This window comes from Streptomyces sp. LMG1-1-1.1 (assembly GCF_040815545.1).
In the GTDB taxonomy this organism is placed as follows: Bacteria; Actinomycetota; Actinomycetes; order Streptomycetales; family Streptomycetaceae; genus Streptomyces.
Genome location: NZ_JBFPNH010000087.1, coordinates 138,024 through 155,434, shown reverse-complemented (window position 1 = coordinate 155,434; position 17,411 = coordinate 138,024). Strand labels below are relative to the sequence as shown.

Below are 17,411 nucleotides of genomic sequence, written 5' to 3'. Positions count from 1 at the left end.
CGCCATGCTTCGCCAACGAGCGCGCCCGGCCGGAGTGTCGGTGGGCGACAGTAGGGTGGGGGGTATGGCAGACCCCTCCAGCTACCGCCCCAAGCCGGGTGAGATCCCCGACGAGCCTGGGGTCTACAAGTTCCGCGACGAGCACCGCAGGGTGATCTACGTGGGCAAGGCGAAGTCGTTGCGCCAGCGCCTGGCGAACTACTTCCAGCCGCTGACGAGCCTGCATCCGCGGACGGCGACGATGGTGACGACGGCCGCGTCCGTGGAGTGGACGGTGGTGTCGACCGAGGTCGAGGCGCTCCAGCTGGAGTACACCTGGATCAAGGAGTTCGACCCGCGGTTCAACGTGAAGTACCGGGACGACAAGAGCTACCCGTACCTCGCGGTGACGCTGAACGAGGAGTTCCCGCGGGTCCAGGTGATGCGCGGCCAGAAGAAGAAGGGCGTGCGGTACTTCGGGCCGTACGGGCACGCGTGGGCGATCCGCGAGACGGTCGACCTGATGCTGCGGGTGTTCCCGGTCCGCACGTGTTCGGCCGGTGTCTTCCGGAACGCCGCGTCGGCGGGACGGCCGTGTCTGCTGGGCTACATCGGGAAGTGCGCGGCACCGTGCGTCGGGCGGGTGACGCCCGAGGAGCACCGTGAACTGGCCGAGGAGTTCTGCGACTTCATGGCCGGCCGGACCGGCACGTACATCCGGCGGCTCGAGAAGCAGATGACGATCGCGGCCGAGGACATGGAGTACGAGAAGGCCGCGCGGCTGCGGGACGACATAGAGGCGCTGCGCCGGGCCATGGAGAAGAGCGCCGTCGTCCTCGCCGACGCCACGGACGCCGACCTGATCGCCCTGGCGGAGGACGAGCTGGAGGCCGCCGTCCAGATCTTCCACGTCCGCGGAGGACGCGTCCGCGGCCAGCGCGGCTGGGTGACCGACAAGGTGGAGGCCGTCGACACGGCGGGCCTGGTGGAGCACGCGCTCCAGCAGCTGTACGGCGAGGAGAGCGGCGAGACGGTCCCCAAGGAGGTCCTGGTCCCGGCGCTGCCCGAGGACGCGGCGGCGGTGACCGCGTGGCTGTCGGGCCGCCGCGGGTCCAACGTCTCGCTGCGGATCCCGCAGCGCGGCGACAAGAAGGACCTGATGGAGACGGTCGCGCGCAACGCCCAGCAGGCGCTGGTGCTGCACAAGACGAAGCGCGCGAGCGACCTGACCACGCGCTCCCGGGCCCTGGAGGAGATCGCCGAGGCCCTGGACCTGGACTCGGCGCCGCTGCGGATCGAGTGCTTCGACATCTCGCACCTGCAGGGCGAGGACGTGGTGGCCTCGATGGTGGTCTTCGAGGACGGGCTGCCCCGCAAGAGCGAGTACCGGCGCTTCCAGATCAAGGGCTTCGAGGGCCAGGACGACGTCCGGTCCATGCACGAGGTGATCGGCCGCCGCTTCAAGCGCTACCTCGCCGAGAAGGACCGGACGGGGGAGTGGGGTCCGGCCGGTGACGGCGAGGCGCCGGCCGGCGGGGAGGTGCCGGCCGAGGACGACGGGCGGCCGAAGCGCTTCGCGTACCCGCCGCAGCTCGTCGTGGTCGACGGCGGGCAGCCGCAGGTCGCCGCGGCCCGCCGCGCCCTCGACGAGCTGGGAATCGACGACATCGCGGTGTGCGGGCTGGCCAAGCGCCTGGAGGAGGTGTGGCTGCCCGGTGACGACGACCCGGTGGTGCTGCCGCGGTCCAGCGAGGGCCTCTATCTGCTCCAGCGGGTGCGTGACACGGCTCACGACTTCGCCATCCGCTACCAGCGGTCCAAGCGGACGAAACGCATCCGGACCAGCCCACTCGACGCGGTCGCGGGGCTCGGCGACACCCGGAAACAGGCGTTGATCAAGCATTTCGGCTCGGTGAAGCGGCTCCGACAGGCGACAATCGAGCAGATCTGCGAGGTCCCCGGCATGGGCCGGAAGACCGCGGAGGCGGTCGTCGTGGCCCTCGCCCAGGCGGCCCCGGCCGCACCCGCCGTGAACACGGCGACAGGAGAGATCATGGAAGACGACGGGGGCGGCACGGCATGACCGCGCACGAGCAGGACCGGAACGAACCGCAAGACCAGCACGACCGAGAAGACGGAGCAGGACACGTGAGTACGGGCACGAAGGAGACCCCCGGCGACAGCGGCGCCGAGGCGGCCATTCCCGAGCTGGTGATCATCTCCGGCATGTCCGGGGCCGGCCGGTCCACCGCGGCGAAGTGCCTGGAGGACCTCGGCTGGTTCGTCGTGGACAATCTGCCGCCCGCGCTGATCCCCACCATGGTGGAGCTCGGCGCGCGCTCCCAGGGCAACGTCGCCCGGATCGCCGTCGTCGTGGACGTCCGCGGCCGGCAGTTCTTCGACAACCTCAGGGAGTCCCTCGCCGACCTCGACGCCAAGCAGGTCACCCGCCGGATCGTCTTCCTGGAGTCGTCCGACGACGCCCTCGTCCGGCGCTTCGAGTCGGTCCGCAGGCCGCACCCCCTCCAGGGTGACGGCCGCATCACCGACGGCATCGCCGCCGAGCGCGACCTGCTGCGCGAGCTGCGCGGCGACGCCGACCTGGTGATCGACACCTCCAGCCTCAACGTCCACGAGCTGCGCGCCAAGATGGACGCCCAGTTCGCGGGCGACGAGGAGCCCGAGCTGCGGGCCACCGTGATGTCCTTCGGCTTCAAGTACGGCCTGCCGGTCGACGCCGACCTCGTCGTCGACATGCGCTTCCTGCCGAACCCGCACTGGGTCCCCGAGCTGCGCCCCTTCACCGGCCTCAACGAGGAGGTGTCGAACTACGTCTACAACCAGCCCGGCGCCAAGGAGTTCCTCGACCGCTACACGGAGCTGCTCCAGCTGATCGCCGCGGGCTACCGCCGCGAGGGCAAGCGGTACGTCACCGTCGCCGTGGGCTGCACCGGCGGCAAGCACCGCTCCGTGGCCACCGCCGAGCGGCTCGCCGCCCGCCTGGCGGCCGAAGGGGTCGAGACCGTCGTCGTCCACCGGGACATGGGGCGCGAGTGAAGCCGTACCGCCGGCGTACGTCCACCCTCGCGGTGCGGCGTACGCTCCGCAGGCGCGGCACCCCGCCCAAGGTCGTCGCGCTGGGCGGCGGCATGGGGCTGTCGGCGTCCCTCGCCGCGCTCCGCCGGATCACCGGCGACGACCTCACCGCCGTCGTGACCGTCGCCGACGACGGGGGCTCCAGCGGCCGGCTCCGGGAGGAGCTCGGCGTGCTGCCGCCGGGCGATCTGCGCAAGGCGCTCGCCGCGCTCTGCGGGGACGACGACTGGGGCCAGACCTGGGCCCGGGTGATCCAGCACCGCTTCCAGTCCAAGGGCGAGATCAACGGCCACGCCGTCGGCAACCTGCTGATCGTCGCCCTCTGGGAGCAGCTCGGCGACCCCGTCCAGGCCCTGGACCTGGTGGGACGGCTGCTCGGCGCCCAGGGCCGGGTGCTGCCCATGTCCGCCGTGCCCCTGGAGCTCCAGGCCCTGGTCAAGGGCCACGATCCGGCGCGGCCGGACGACGTGGACACCGTGGCCGGGCAGGCGACGGTGGCGCTCACCCCGGGCGAGGTGCAGTCCGTGCACCTGGTGCCGAACGACCCGCCCGCCGTGCCCGAGGCGGTCGCCGCGGTGCTCGACGCGGACTGGGTCGTACTGGGCCCGGGCTCCTGGTTCTCGTCCGTGATCCCGCACCTCCTCGTCCCGGAACTCCTCGACGCCCTGGTCGAGACGAAGGCCCGAAAGGTGCTCTCGCTGAACCTCGCGCCGCAGCCCGGAGAAACAGAGGGCTTCTCCCCGCAGCGTCATTTGGAGGTTTTGGGACGACACGCCCCTAAACTCGCCCTGGACGTGGTGCTCGCCGACGAGGCGGCCGTGCCCGACCGCGAGTCCCTCGCCGATGCCGCCAAGCGGCTCGGCGCCGCGGTCGAGCTGGCGCCGGTGGCCGGGCCCGACGGCTCCGCGAAGCATGACCCGGAGCTGTTGGCCGCCGCGTACGACCGTATTTTTCGGATGCATGGAAGGATCGGCCCATGGCGATGACGGCAGCGGTGAAGGACGAGATCTCCCGGCTTCCCGTCACCCGGACCTGCTGCAGGAAGGCAGAGGTCTCGTCGATCCTGCGGTTCGCGGGCGGGCTGCACCTGGTGAGCGGCCGCATCGTGATCGAGGCGGAGCTGGACACGGCGATGGCGGCCCGCCGCCTCAAGCGGGACATCCTGGAGATCTTCGGGCACAGCTCCGAGCTGATCGTGATGGCCCCCGGCGGGCTGCGGCGCGGCTCGCGCTTCGTGGTGCGGGTGGTGGCCGGCGGCGACCAGCTGGCCCGCCAGACGGGTCTCGTGGACGGCCGGGGCCGCCCCATCCGGGGCCTCCCGCCGCAGGTGGTCTCCGGTGCCACCTGTGACGCGGAGGCGGCCTGGCGGGGTGCCTTCCTGGCACACGGCTCGCTGACGGAGCCGGGCCGGTCCTCCTCCCTGGAGGTCACCTGCCCGGGGCCCGAGGCGGCTCTCGCCCTGGTCGGGGCGGCGCGCCGGCTCTCGATCGCGGCGAAGGCCCGCGAGGTGCGGGGGGTGGACCGGGTCGTCGTCCGCGACGGCGACGCGATCGGCGCCCTGCTGACCCGGCTCGGCGCGCACGAGTCGGTGCTCGCCTGGGAGGAGCGGCGGATGCGGCGCGAGGTCCGTGCCACCGCCAACCGCCTGGCCAACTTCGACGACGCCAACCTGCGCCGTTCGGCCCGCGCGGCGGTCGCCGCGGGTGCCCGGGTGCAGCGCGCGCTGGAGATCCTCGCGGAGGAGGTGCCCGAGCACCTGGCCGCGGCCGGCCGGCTCCGCATGGAGCACAAGCAGGCCTCCCTGGAGGAGCTGGGCGCGCTCGCCGACCCGCCGCTGACGAAGGACGCGGTGGCCGGCCGGATCCGCAGGCTGCTCGCGATGGCCGACAAGCGGGCGCAGGACCTGGGCATTCCCGGGACCGAGTCCAACCTGACCGAGGAGCTCGACGACAGCCTGGTCGGCTGACCGGATCCGACGGCAGCCTGGTCGGCTGACCGGAGCCGACGGCAGCCTGGTCGGCTGACCGGAGCCGTCGTCCGTACGGAACGGTGAACTCCGTGCTGCCGGTGCCTTTCTGAGGCACCGGCAGCTTTTTCGTACACGCCGCGAGGCACCCTTGACAGGCCCATGGGCGCCCATGAGCCTGGCGTCTGTTCACCTTCGTGGCAGACAACAGCAAGGGGGGCTCATGAGACGCAGAGCGAGATCGATCCTCGCCGCGGCTTCACTGCTGATCGCGGGAGTGGCGGCGGCACCCGTCGCCGGAGCGCAGCCCGACGACCGGGACGGCGGTGACGCCCTCTCCGTATGGCGCGCCACGGTGAGCAAGGAGCAGGTACCGCTGCTTCTCGACGCCGGTGCCGACGCCCACGAACTGACCGAGCAGGTGCCCGCGAAGGGCTCCGCGACGGTCGAGCTCTTCCTCACCGGCCGGCAGGCGGGGCGGCTTCGGGGGCAGGGCGTCGAACTCGCCGAGCACAACCTGACGGCCCAGGCCGAGAAGCGGGTCGCCGCCGCGGGGGACGGCGTCTTCCGCCCGTACGGCGGTCCGAACGGCCTCAAGCAGGAGATCCTGGACACCGCCCGGGCCAACCCCGGGATCACCAAGGTCGTCTCCATCGGCAAGACCGTGAAGGGCCAGGACATCCTCGCCCTCAAGGTCAGCAAGGGCGCCCAGCGGGCCAAGGACGGCTCCAAGCCCGCCACGCTGTACATGTCGAACCAGCACGCGCGCGAGTGGATCACGCCGGAGATGACCCGGCGGCTGCTCCACCACTACCTCGACGGCTACGGCAAGGACGAGCGGATCACCCGGATCGTCGACTCGACCGAGCTGTGGTTCGTGCTCTCGGCCAACCCGGACGGCTACGACTTCACGCACGCCGACCCGGACAACCGGCAGTGGCGCAAGAACCTCCGCGACAACGACGGCGACGGGCGGATCACCTCCGGCGACGGCGTCGACCTCAACCGCAACTTCGCCTACAAGTGGGGTTACGACAACGAGGGTTCGTCCCCCGACCCGGCCGACGAGACGTTCCGCGGCAAGGGGCCCATGTCGGAGCCCGAGACCAGGGCCCTCGACGCGTTCCAGAAGCGGATCGGCTTCGCGTACGGCGTCAACTACCACTCGGCCGCCCAGCTCCTGCTGTACGGCGTCGGCTGGCAGGTCGCCACGGACACCCCCGACGACGTGGCCCTCAAGGCCCTCGCCGGCACCCCGCAGAACTCGGCCGTGCCCGGCTACCGGCCGCAGGTCTCCTCTGAGCTGTACATCACCAACGGCGAGGCGGACGGACACGCCGCCAACGTCAACGGGATGCAGATGTTCACCCCGGAGATGTCGACCTGCGCCACCGCCTCCCGGGTCGACCCGAACGACGCCTGGAACCCGGCCGACTGCGCCTCCGTCTTCACCTTCCCGGACGACGAGAAGCTGATCCAGGCCGAGTTCGCCAAGAACATCCCCTTCGCGCTCGCCGTCGCCGAGACCGCCGCCCACCCGGACCGGCCCGTCTCCCCGGTCGGCATCGACGCCCCCGACCTCACCCCGAAGTCCTTCGCCACCTCCTACGCCCGCGGCGGAGAGCAGGAGGTCGCGGTCACCGCGCGCAAGTCGCTGCGCGGCAAGACCCTGAAGTACCGGATCAACGGCGGCCGCACCCACAGCGAGGAGGTCGACGCCTGGCAGGGCGGCGAGACCTTCGGCGGCGAGGACAACCTCTACTTCGACGAGTACCGCGCCGAGGTCGAGGGCGCCCGCCCCGGCGACTCCGTCGAGGTCTGGTTCACCGCCCGCACCCGGGAGGGCCGGGCCACCGCCTCCGCCCCCTTCACCTACAAGGTGGCCGAGCGTCCCCGCGGCGACGTGCTCGTCCTCGCCGACGAGGGCGGGACCACCGCCGCCCGGCACACCGCCGCGTACGTCAAGGCGCTCGCCGACAACGGCCGTTCCGCCGCAGTCTGGGACGTCGCCACCCAGGGCGCCCCGGACGCCCTCGGCGTCCTGTCCCACTTCCGCACCGTCGTCTGGTACACCGGCGCCGAACGGCCCTCCGGGACCACCCAGCTCGCCGTCCGGAGCTACCTGAACGAGGGCGGCAAGCTGGTCAACGCCGGCGAGAAGTCCGGCGGGCTCACCCAGATCGGCCGGGCCGAGTCCAACGACTTCGCCCAGTACTACCTCGGCGCGTACCATCGCGCGGGCCTCAAGACCCCGCCCGCCTTCGCCGGCACGGGCGCCTTCGCGGGCACCGGCGCGGGCCTCGGCGCGGCCGCCGACAACCCGCTCGACAACGCGGGCGCCTACACGGTCACCTCGGACACCCTGAAGCCGAAGGAGTTCCCGCAGTTCGCGAGCAGCGCCTCCGCGGGTGACTACCCGGGCATCCGGACCCCGTTCGAGCCCGCCGAGGGCGCGTCGTTCGCCGCCGTCAAGCACGCCGACGACACCTGGGCCCGCCTCGCCAGGACCGTCGACCTCGCCGGCGTCACGGCCGCCCAGCAGCCCCGGCTGGACTTCCAGGTCAGCTACGACACCGAGCCCGGCTACGACAACCTCGTCGTCGAGGCCCACACCGTCGGCCAGGACGACTGGACGACCCTGCCCGACCTCAACGGCGGCACCTCCGCCGAGCCCCCGGCCGACTGCGGCGAGGGCTACTACGTCCGCGGCCACCCCTTCCTCGCCCACTACCTCACCGTCGGCGAGGACGGCTGCGCCTCCTCCGGCACCACCGGCTCCTGGAACGCCTTCACCGGCCCCTCCAACGGCTGGCACCAGGCCTCCGTCGACCTGAGCGCCTGGGCGGGCAAGCAGGTCGAACTCTCCGTCTCGTACGTCTCCGACCCCGGTACGGGCGAGACGGGCGCCTTCGTCGACGACACCCGGCTCGTCATCGGGTCCGGCACCGAGGCGGAGGGCTTCGAGACCTCGTTCGGCGCCTGGACCGTGCCGGGCGCCCCGGCCGGCAGCCCCGGCAACGCCGCCGACTGGACGCGCTCCGCGGCGCTCTTCCACTCCCAGGCCGCGGTCACCACGCGCGACACCGTCCTCCTCGGCTTCGGCCTGGAGCACGTGCCCGGCGAGAACGATCGGGCGCGCCTCGTCGGCCGCGCGCTCGCGGCGCTCCGTCGCTGACGGAGAGTAATGGGGACAAAGGTCCCATGGCGGCCCGTACCCGTTGGTAGGTACGGGCCGTCGGCCACTTTCCCTCACTTTCCGGGCACGTCCGGCTGCGCGCGATGTCACTGGCGGGCCCCTGTGGGGGTAGGGTCGTAAGCGGTCGGGGACATCCCTAAAAACAAAAATCTCGCCGGCGTCGAGAACACCGGCGTACCTAACGAGGAGATCGGTTCGTGACGATCCGCGTAGGCATCAACGGCTTTGGCCGCATCGGCCGGAACTACTTCCGCGCGCTCCTTGAGCAGGGTGCCGACATCGAGATCGTGGCTGTCAACGACCTGGGTGACACCGCGACCACCGCACACCTGCTGAAGTACGACACCATCCTGGGGCGCCTCAAGGCCGAGGTCACCCACACCGCCGACACCATCACCGTCGACGGCCACACCATCAAGGTCCTGTCCGAGCGCGACCCGGCCGACATCCCCTGGGGCCAGCTGGGCGTCGACATCGTCATCGAGTCGACCGGCATCTTCACCAAGAAGGCCGACGCCGAGAAGCACATCGCCGGCGGCGCCAAGAAGGTCCTCATCTCGGCTCCGGCCTCCGACGAGGACATCACCATCGTCATGGGCGTCAACCAGGACAAGTACGACGCGGCGCAGCACCACGTCATCTCGAACGCGTCCTGCACCACCAACTGCGTCGCTCCGATGGCGAAGGTCCTCGACGAGAACTTCGGCATCGTCAAGGGCCTGATGACGACGGTCCACGCGTACACCAACGACCAGCGCATCCTGGACTTCCCGCACAAGGACCTGCGCCGCGCCCGCGCCGCCGCGGAGAACATCATCCCGACCACGACGGGTGCCGCCAAGGCCACCGCCCTGGTCCTCCCGCAGCTCAAGGGCAAGCTCGACGGCATCGCCATGCGCGTCCCGGTCCCGACCGGCTCCGCCACCGACCTGGTCGTCACCCTCGACCGCGAGGTCACCAAGGACGAGGTCAACGCGGCGTTCAAGAAGGCCGCCGACGACGGCGACCTCAAGGGCATCCTCTACTACACCGAGGACCCGATCGTCTCCTCGGACATCGTCAGCGACCCGGCGTCCTGCACCTTCGACGCCTCCCTGACGATGGTCCAGGAAGGCAACACGGTCAAGATCCTCGGCTGGTACGACAACGAGTGGGGCTACTCCAACCGTCTCGTCGACCTCACCGTCTTCGTCGGCGGCCAGCTCTAAACTTCAGGGCAGGCCATCGATGTGAGCAGGGCTCGGGCAGCGCAACGCCGCGCTGTGCGAGCCCTGTTTGTGTGCTCCACCGCGTACCAAGGAGTCTGTGACAGATGAAGACGATCGACGAGCTTCTCGCCGAAGGCGTCTCCGGCAAGCGGGTGTTCGTCCGCGCCGACCTCAACGTGCCGCTCGACGGCACCACCATCACCGACGACGGCCGCATCCGCGCCGTCGTCCCCACGGTCAAGGCGCTGGCCGACGCCGGCGCCCGCGTCGTGGTCGCCTCGCACCTCGGCCGCCCCAAGGGCGCCCCGGACCCGGCGTTCTCCCTCGCCCCGGCCGCCGCGCGGCTCGGCGAGCTCCTCGGCGCCGAGGTGGCGTTCGCGACGGACACGGTCGGCGAGTCCGCCACCGCCACCGTCGCGGGCCTCGCCGACGGCCGGGTCGCCGTCATCGAGAACCTGCGGTTCAACGCCGGCGAGACCTCCAAGGACGACGCCGAGCGCGGCGCGTTCGCGGACCGGCTGGCCGCCCTCGCCGACGTCTACGTCGGCGACGGCTTCGGCGCCGTGCACCGCAAGCACGCCTCGGTCTTCGACCTCCCGGCGCGCCTCCCGCACGCCGCGGGCTACCTCATCGCCACCGAGGTCGGCGTCCTGAAGAAGCTCACGGACGACGTCCAGCGGCCGTACGTGGTCGCGCTCGGCGGTGCCAAGGTCTCCGACAAGCTCGGCGTGATCGACCACCTCCTGGAGAAGGCCGACCGCATCCTCATCGGCGGCGGCATGGCGTACACCTTCCTCAAGGCCCAGGGCCACGAGGTCGGCATCTCGCTGCTCCAGGCGGACCAGATCCCGGCGGTCCTCGACTACCTGGAGCGCGCCAAGGAGCGCGGCGTGGAGTTCGTGCTCCCCGTCGACGTCCTGGTCTCGTCCGAGTTCCCCGACCTGAAGACCAAGGCTCCGGCCAACCCGACCACGGTCGCCGCGGACGCCATCCCGGCGGACGAGGAGGGCCTGGACATCGGTCCGGAGACCCGTAAGCTCTACGCCTCGAAGCTCGCCGACGCGGGCACCGTCTTCTGGAACGGCCCGATGGGCGTCTTCGAGCACCCCGACTACGCCGAGGGCACCAAGGCCGTCGCCCAGGCGCTCGTCGACTCCCCGGCCTTCACGGTCGTCGGTGGTGGCGACTCCGCCGCCGCCGTCCGCATCCTGGGCTTCGACGAGAAGGCATTCGGCCACATTTCGACCGGCGGCGGCGCCTCCCTCGAGTACCTCGAGGGCAAGACGCTTCCCGGCCTCGCCGCACTGGAGGACTGACCCTTTCATGAGCAGCACCCGCACCCCGCTGATGGCGGGCAACTGGAAGATGAACCTCAACCACCTCGAGGCCATCGCCCACGTCCAGAAGCTCGCCTTCGCCCTGACCGACAAGGACTACGACGCCTGTGAGGTCGCGGTCCTGGTCCCCTTCACCGACCTGCGGTCCGTCCAGACCCTGGTCGACGGCGACAAGCTGAAGATCAAGTACGGCGCCCAGGACATCTCGGCGCACGACTCCGGTGCCTACACCGGCGAGATCTCCGGCCTGATGCTGTCCAAGCTGAAGTGCGCCTACGTCGCCGTCGGCCACTCCGAGCGCCGCCAGTACCACGCCGAGAACGACGAGGTCTGCAACGCCAAGGTGAAGGCCGCCTTCACGCACGGCGTGACCCCGATCCTCTGCGTCGGCGAGGGTCTCGACATCCGCAAGGCCGGTCAGCAGGTCGAGTACACCCTCGCCCAGCTCGACGGCGGCCTGAAGGACGTCCCGGCCGAGCAGGCCGAGACCATCGTGATCGCGTACGAGCCGGTGTGGGCCATCGGCACCGGCGAGGTCGCCACCCCCGAGGACGCCCAGGAGGTCTGCGGGGCGATCCGCGGCCGTCTCGCGGAGCTGTACTCGCAGGAGCTGGCCGACAAGGTCCGCATCCAGTACGGCGGCTCGGTCAAGTCCGGGAACGTCGCCGTGATCATGGCGCAGCCGGATGTCGACGGCGCCCTGGTGGGCGGCGCGGCGCTGGACGCCGACGAGTTCGTCAAGATCGTTCGCTTCCGCGACCAGTGAGTATGCGGTAGCGGAGTTACGTCGTACCCTTGCGGGGGTCGGGCAGGCGCCCGGCCCCCGTCCGTATAAGTCCGAGGAAGTTGGTCCAGCCGTGGTTATGGGGTTCTCGATCGCCCTGATCGTCTTCAGCGCGCTGCTGATGCTGCTCGTGCTGATGCACAAGGGAAAGGGCGGCGGCCTCTCCGACATGTTCGGTGGCGGTATGCAGTCCTCCGTCGGCGGCTCCTCGGTCGCCGAGCGGAACCTGGACCGAATCACCGTTGTGGTCGGTCTGCTCTGGTTCGCCTGCATTGTCGTACTCGGTCTGCTGATGAAGTTGGACGGGTAACTCCAATCACTGGACGCGCGTTGGGCCTTACGTAGACTGGGGCATCTTCGAGCACCATCACGCAGGGAGTTACGACCGTGGCAAGTGGCAACGCGATTCGGGGAAGCCGGGTCGGAGCGGGGCCGATGGGCGAGGCCGAGCGAGGCGAATCGGCACCGCGCGCCCGCATCTCGTTCTGGTGCTCGAACGGGCACGAGACGCAGCCGAGCTTCGCCAGCGACGCGGCGATCCCGGACACCTGGGACTGCCCCCGCTGCGGCTTCCCGGCAGGTCAGGACCGGGACAACCCGCCGGACCCGCCGCGCACGGAGCCGTACAAGACCCATCTCGCCTATGTGCGTGAGCGGCGCAGCGACGCCGACGGAGAGGCGATCCTCGCCGAGGCGCTCGCCAAACTGCGCGGCGAGATCTGAGCGTGGTGTGACAGTGTGACGAAAGGGCCCCGCCCGCGAACTCAATTCGCGGACGGGGCCCTTTCGCCGTTCGCGCCCGCCTTCGCGTCACCCGTCCCTCTGATCAATTAGGTTTGGGGGTGCAGCGGGGCAGACAAGCAGTACGAGAAGAAGTGGGCGATGTCCGAGATGACTACCGAAGGCCGTACCAGGCTCAACCGGCTGCCCGAGTGGGCGGCCCTCGGCAAGCACCGAGAGCAGCTGGGTGAGACGCGTCTGCGTGAGCTGTTCGCCGCCGAGCCGGCGCGTGGCACCGACTACACCCTGCGGGTCGGCGACCTCTACCTGGACTACTCCAAGCACCTCGTCACCGGCGAGACGCTGACCCTGCTGCGCGAACTGGCCGCCGCCACCGGCGTCGCCGAGCTCCGCGACGCCATGTTCCGCGGCGAGAAGATCAACACCACCGAGGACCGGGCGGTCCTCCACACCGCGCTGCGCGCCCCCCGCGGGGCCGTGGTCGAGGTCGACGGGGAGAACGTCGTCCCGGGCGTGCACGCCGTCCTCGACAAGATGGGCACCTTCGCCGACACCGTCCGCGCGGGCGCGTGGACCGGCCACACCGGCAAGCCGATCAAGAACGTCGTCAACATCGGCATCGGCGGCTCCGACCTCGGTCCGGCGATGGCGTACGAGGTCCTGCGGTCCTTCACCCAGCGGGACCTGACGTTCCGTTTCGTCTCGAACGTCGACGGCGCCGACCTCCACGAGGCCGTCCGCGACCTCGACCCGGCCGAGACGCTGTTCATCGTCGCCTCGAAGACCTTCACCACCATCGAGACGATCACCAACGCCACCTCCGCGCGCGACTGGCTGCTCGGCGGCCTCGGCGCCGGCCAGGAGGCCGTGGCCAAGCACTTCGTCGCCCTCTCGACCAACGCCGAGAAGGTCGAGGAGTTCGGCATCGACACCACGAACATGTTCGAGTTCTGGGACTGGGTCGGCGGCCGCTACTCCTACGACTCCGCCATCGGCCTCTCCCTGATGATCGCCATCGGCCCGGAGCGCTTCCGGGAGATGCTCGACGGCTTCCACCTCGTCGACGAGCACTTCCGCACCGCCCCGCCCGAGGAGAACGCGCCGCTGCTCCTCGGCCTCCTCGGCGTCTGGTACGGCGCCTTCTTCGACGCCCAGTCGCACGCCGTCCTGCCGTACTCGCACTACCTGTCCAAGTTCACCGCCTACCTCCAGCAGCTCGACATGGAGTCCAACGGCAAGTCCGTGGACCGCGAGGGCAACCCGGTCGACTGGCAGACCGGACCCGTCGTCTGGGGCACCCCGGGCACCAACGGGCAGCACGCCTACTACCAGTTGATCCACCAGGGCACCAAGATGATCCCGGCCGACTTCATCGGCTTCGCCCGACCCGTGGCCGACCTGCTGCCCGGCCTGGTCGCCCAGCACGACCTGCTCATGGCCAACTTCTTCGCCCAGACCCAGGCGCTGGCCTTCGGCAAGACGCCCGAGGAGGTGCGCGCCGAGGGCGTCCCCGAGGAACTCGTCCCGCACAAGACCTTCCGGGGCAACCACCCCACCACCACGATCCTCGCCGACGAACTCACCCCGTCCGTCCTCGGCCAGCTGATCGCGCTCTACGAGCACAAGGTCTTCGTCCAGGGCGCCGTCTGGAACATCGACTCCTTCGACCAGTGGGGCGTCGAACTCGGCAAGGTCCTCGCCAAGCGGATCGAGCCGGTCCTGACCGACGGGGAGGGCGGCGAGCACCTCGACAGCTCGACCGCCGGACTCGTCACCGCCTACCGGTCGCTGCGCGACCGGGGCTGATCGCATGACGGGGGAGGACGCGGTGCGGCTCCGGCCGCCCAGGAACGCCGTGGACGGGCGGGCCGTCGCCTGGTGGCGGTGGCAGCTCCTGATCACCACCGCCCTACCGGTGGCGGTGCTCGCCGTCCTCGGCGCGCTCATCGGGCCCGCCCGGTCCTGGCTGCTGCTCGCGGCCGGGGTCGTGGCGGCCCTGGGCCTCGCCTGCGCCGCGTTCCTCCCCGCCTGGTGGTTCCGGGTACACCGCTGGGAGGTCACCGACGACGCCGTCTACGTCCGCACGGGGGCCTTCCGGCAGGAGTGGCGGATCGCTCCGATGTCCCGGATCCAGACCGTCGAGACCGTACGCGGACCGCTGGAGCAGCACTTCGAGCTCGCCACGGTCACCGTGACCACCGCCTCCGCCAAGGGCGCGATCCGCATCGAGGGCCTCGACCACGAACTGGCCGCCGGACTCGCCGAGCGGCTCACCCTCATCACCCGGGCGACCCCCGGGGACGCCACGTGAGCGAGGCGACGGGCACGGAGGAGGCCGGCGGCGCCGAGGCGGAGTGGCTGCGCCTGCATCCCCGTACCGTCCTCGTCCGCGTCGTCCTCTTCGCCGGCGTCCTCACCGGCGCCGCCCTGCCCATCGCCTTCGGCCTGGCCGGCGACCGCCCGCTGTGGCAGGCCTTCGCCTGGGTCGCCGCGGGGGTCGCGCTCGTCCTCGCCGCCGACCTCGTCACCGAGACGGTCCGCTTCCGCCGCACCCGCTACCGCGTCGGCCCCGAGCGGGTCGAGCTCCACACCGGGCTGCTCGTCGTGCAGCGCCGCTCGCTGGCCCGCGAGCGCGTCCGCAGCGCCGACCTGAGCGCCAACCCCGTCCAGCGCGTCTTCGGCCTCGTCAAGGTCCGCGTCGGCACCGGCGAGCACACCGCCGGCGGCGAGTCGACCCTCGAACTCGACCTGGTCACCCGGGCCGAGGGCGAGCGGCTCCGGCACGAACTGCTCGCCCGGGCCGCCGAGCCCTCCGCGGACCCGGACGGCGACGACGCGCTGGCCGCCCTCGACCCGCGCTGGATCCGCTACGCCCCCGTCTCCTTCCTCGCCCCCGCGCTCGGCGGCGCCGCCGTCGGGGCCGTCCTCCAGGTCAGCGAGTGGTTCGGCGCGCAGGGGAAGGTCATCCACTGGATAGGGGACCGGTTCCAGGACGTCTCCGTCGCCTGGATGATCGTCGACCTGGTGTTCCTCGCCACCGTCATCGGAGCCGTCGGGGCCCTCGGCCTCTGGGTGGAGATGTGGTGGAACTACCGCCTGGAGCGCGAACCGGGCGGCACCCTCCGGGTCGCGCGCGGCCTCTTCACCGCCCGCTCGGTCTCCCTGGAGGAGCGGCGGCTGCGGGGGATCGAACTCGTCCAGCCGCTGGGCGTCCGGCTGTGCGGGGCCGCCCGCCTCGACGCCGTCGCCACCGGCCTCGCCCAGGACGACGGCGACAAGCACGCCGACCTCAAGAACCTGCTCCCGGCCGTGGACCGGGCCACCGCCGACCGGGTCGCCGCCCTGGTCCTGCGCGAGCCCGAGCCGCCCACCGGGGCACCCCTCACCGCCCACCCCCGGGCCGCCCGCACCCGGCGCGTGCGCTGGGCCCTGTGGAGCGTCCTCCCGCTCGTCGCACTCCTCGCCCTCCTCGGCCTCCTCCTCACCCCGGTCCTGCTGTACGTCGCCGGGGGCTGCGCGGTCGTCCTCACCCCGATCGCCGTCCTCTTCGCCCTCGACGCCTACCGCGGCCTCGGACACGGCATCAGCGGCGCCTACCTGGTGACCAGGTCCGGCACCCTCCGGCGCGCCACCGTCGCCCTCCAGCGCTCCGGCGTCATCGGCTGGACCGTCAAGCAGACCTACTTCCAGCGCAAGGCCGGCGTCCTCACCCTGACCGCCACGACCGCGGCCGGCGCCGGCGCCTACGACATCCCCGACGCCGACACCACCGAAGCCCTCACCTTCGCCGCCACGGCCGTACCCGACCTCCTCGCACCTTTCCTGGAGCCCGTGCGAGGCGAAAGGGAAGCCGGTATCGAACGGGTGACCGGCGCCCCGTAGTATGTGCGGCTGATTCGGGGCTCGACCGCGGTGTACCGGGCTCCTGCCGGACGACGGTCGAAACGGAGCCCTCCCTTGCCGACGCTCATACGCGAGGCGCCGCTGCCCGAAGCCCCGGCCGCCCCTTCGGTCGGACGCGCGGGCGGCATGCTGCCCTCGCTCACGGGCATGCGCTGGGCCGCGGCGTTCCTGGTCTTCGCGTTCCATACGTACAAGTTCGGATATTACGGACCCGAGGACGAGAAGGCGGTGGCCTGGGCCACCCGCTCGGGCAGCGTCGGGGTCATGTTCTTCTTCGTCCTCTCCGGATTCGTGCTGACCTGGTCGGCTCGTCCGAAGGATCGCTTCTTCTCGTTCTTCCGGCGTCGGCTCGCCCGCATCTATCCGATCCACGTGCTCACCGCGATCCTCGCCCTCGTCCTCGCCTTCACCGTGCTCCCCTGGCTGAGGGACGGCGAGCGGACCTCCCCCGAGGCGATCGTGGCGAACCTGCTCCTGGTGAGCTCCTGGAAGTACGAGTGGTGGCAGGCGGCCAACCCGGTCAGCTGGTCCCTGGTCTGCGAGGCGTTCTTCTACGCGTGCTTCCCGCTGCTCTACGCGGTGCTGCGGCGCGTGGGACCGACGGTCCTGACCGCGGTGGCGGTGCTGTGCATCCTCGCCGTCGCCTACCAGCCGGACGACTACTACCTCTACAGCTTCCCGCCGGCCAGGCTCCCCGAATTCGTCCTCGGCATCGCGGTGGCGAGGCTCGTCCAGCTCGGCAAGTGGCGCGGGCCCGGCCTCGAAGGCGCCGTCGCCCTGACGCTGATCGGCTACTTCGCCGTCCCGCTCGTGGCCGGCGACCACTACTGGACCGCGCTCATCGGCCTCACCCTCCTGATCGCGGCCGGTGCCGCCGCCGACATCAAGGGGGAGCCGTCGATGTGGCGCCGCCCGGTGCTCGTGAAACTGGGTGAGTGGTCGTTCGCCTTCTACATGATCCACCTGCTGGTGATGCACTCCCTGCGGCTCTGGGTGGGCGAGAAGCCCAAGCTCGACACGCTGCCGGCGTTCGGCCTCGTCGCCCTGGCCTTCGCCGTCTCCCTCGCGCTGGCCGCGCTCCTCTACACGTACGTGGAGGAGCCGGGACGTCGGCTGGTGCTGGGGAAGACGCGCCTGACGCTTCGAAGGCGCCGCTGAGCGTGCCGTGACGGGTGGGAACGGCGAAGGCCCGGTTCGCCAG

At 71.1% G+C, this 17,411-nt stretch carries 14 protein-coding genes; all 14 read left to right on the top strand.

The annotated features are described in order from the left end of the window. Window positions 1–64: 64 nt before the first annotated feature. On the top strand, window positions 65–2,062 hold the full coding sequence (gene uvrC / locus MRBLMG1_RS35750) for an excinuclease ABC subunit UvrC (protein WP_367828323.1): 1,998 nt from the start codon (window positions 65–67) through the stop codon (window positions 2,060–2,062). Beyond that, on the top strand, window positions 2,059–3,036 hold the full coding sequence (rapZ, locus tag MRBLMG1_RS35745) for an RNase adapter RapZ (protein ID WP_017238654.1): 978 nt from the start codon (window positions 2,059–2,061) through the stop codon (window positions 3,034–3,036). The genes uvrC and rapZ overlap by 4 nt, the downstream gene beginning before the upstream one ends. Next, the gene (locus MRBLMG1_RS35740; protein ID WP_367828322.1) at window positions 3,033–4,061 is read left to right on the top strand and encodes a gluconeogenesis factor YvcK family protein; all 1,029 of its coding nucleotides are present in this window, start codon (window positions 3,033–3,035) and stop codon (window positions 4,059–4,061) included. Before rapZ ends, MRBLMG1_RS35740 begins: the two co-directional genes overlap by 4 nt. After that, the gene (whiA, locus tag MRBLMG1_RS35735) at window positions 4,052–5,041 is read left to right on the top strand and encodes a DNA-binding protein WhiA (protein ID WP_017238652.1); all 990 of its coding nucleotides are present in this window, start codon (window positions 4,052–4,054) and stop codon (window positions 5,039–5,041) included. Before MRBLMG1_RS35740 ends, whiA begins: the two co-directional genes overlap by 10 nt. A gap of 223 nt (window positions 5,042–5,264) precedes the next feature. After that, complete coding sequence (locus tag MRBLMG1_RS35730; protein ID WP_367828321.1) at window positions 5,265–8,216, top strand: M14 family metallopeptidase; 2,952 nt, start codon at window positions 5,265–5,267, stop codon at window positions 8,214–8,216. A 218-nt stretch (window positions 8,217–8,434) separates the two neighbouring features. Beyond that, window positions 8,435–9,445: a type I glyceraldehyde-3-phosphate dehydrogenase gene (gap, locus tag MRBLMG1_RS35725; RefSeq protein WP_367828320.1), complete on the top strand. Its 1,011-nt coding sequence runs from the start codon at window positions 8,435–8,437 to the stop codon at window positions 9,443–9,445. A gap of 104 nt (window positions 9,446–9,549) precedes the next feature. After that, on the top strand, window positions 9,550–10,761 hold the full coding sequence (locus MRBLMG1_RS35720) for a phosphoglycerate kinase (protein ID WP_367828319.1): 1,212 nt from the start codon (window positions 9,550–9,552) through the stop codon (window positions 10,759–10,761). Between the two features lie 7 nt (window positions 10,762–10,768). Then, window positions 10,769–11,548, top strand: coding sequence for a triose-phosphate isomerase (gene tpiA / locus MRBLMG1_RS35715; protein ID WP_367828318.1), 780 nt, complete (start codon window positions 10,769–10,771; stop codon window positions 11,546–11,548). Between the two features lie 97 nt (window positions 11,549–11,645). Continuing rightward, entirely contained in the window at window positions 11,646–11,876 is a 231-nt protein-coding gene (secG, locus tag MRBLMG1_RS35710; protein ID WP_030205174.1) for a preprotein translocase subunit SecG, read from the top strand. A gap of 77 nt (window positions 11,877–11,953) precedes the next feature. After that, entirely contained in the window at window positions 11,954–12,289 is a 336-nt protein-coding gene (locus MRBLMG1_RS35705) for an RNA polymerase-binding protein RbpA (protein WP_329856510.1), read from the top strand. Between the two features lie 159 nt (window positions 12,290–12,448). Next, window positions 12,449–14,113 (top strand): glucose-6-phosphate isomerase, encoded by a 1,665-nt coding sequence (gene pgi / locus MRBLMG1_RS35700; RefSeq protein ID WP_414721716.1) that lies wholly within the window; start codon window positions 12,449–12,451, stop codon window positions 14,111–14,113. Window positions 14,114–14,117: 4 nt separating this feature from the next. Further along, window positions 14,118–14,618, top strand: coding sequence for a PH domain-containing protein (locus MRBLMG1_RS35695; RefSeq protein ID WP_367828317.1), 501 nt, complete (start codon window positions 14,118–14,120; stop codon window positions 14,616–14,618). Further along, entirely contained in the window at window positions 14,615–16,189 is a 1,575-nt protein-coding gene (locus tag MRBLMG1_RS35690) for a PH domain-containing protein (RefSeq protein WP_367828316.1), read from the top strand. The genes MRBLMG1_RS35695 and MRBLMG1_RS35690 overlap by 4 nt, the downstream gene beginning before the upstream one ends. 75 nt (window positions 16,190–16,264) lie before the next feature. Beyond that, window positions 16,265–17,368, top strand: coding sequence for an acyltransferase family protein (locus MRBLMG1_RS35685; protein WP_367828315.1), 1,104 nt, complete (start codon window positions 16,265–16,267; stop codon window positions 17,366–17,368). Window positions 17,369–17,411: the final 43 nt, after the last annotated feature.

What these genes read in the sequence shown, in the direction of transcription:
- MRBLMG1_RS35720 (WP_367828319.1), top strand. Translation starts at nt 9,550, where the DNA reads ATGAAGACGATCGACGAGCTTCTCGCCGAAGGCGTCTCCGGCAAGCGG.
- MRBLMG1_RS35730 (WP_367828321.1), top strand. Translation starts at nt 5,265, where the DNA reads ATGAGACGCAGAGCGAGATCGATCCTCGCCGCGGCTTCACTGCTGATC.
- secG (WP_030205174.1), top strand. Translation starts at nt 11,646, where the DNA reads ATGGGGTTCTCGATCGCCCTGATCGTCTTCAGCGCGCTGCTGATGCTG.
- tpiA (WP_367828318.1), top strand. Translation starts at nt 10,769, where the DNA reads ATGAGCAGCACCCGCACCCCGCTGATGGCGGGCAACTGGAAGATGAAC.
- MRBLMG1_RS35695 (WP_367828317.1), top strand. Translation starts at nt 14,118, where the DNA reads ATGACGGGGGAGGACGCGGTGCGGCTCCGGCCGCCCAGGAACGCCGTG.
- uvrC (WP_367828323.1), top strand. Translation starts at nt 65, where the DNA reads ATGGCAGACCCCTCCAGCTACCGCCCCAAGCCGGGTGAGATCCCCGAC.
- whiA (WP_017238652.1), top strand. Translation starts at nt 4,052, where the DNA reads ATGGCGATGACGGCAGCGGTGAAGGACGAGATCTCCCGGCTTCCCGTC.
- rapZ (WP_017238654.1), top strand. Translation starts at nt 2,059, where the DNA reads ATGACCGCGCACGAGCAGGACCGGAACGAACCGCAAGACCAGCACGAC.
- pgi (WP_414721716.1), top strand. Translation starts at nt 12,449, where the DNA reads ATGTCCGAGATGACTACCGAAGGCCGTACCAGGCTCAACCGGCTGCCC.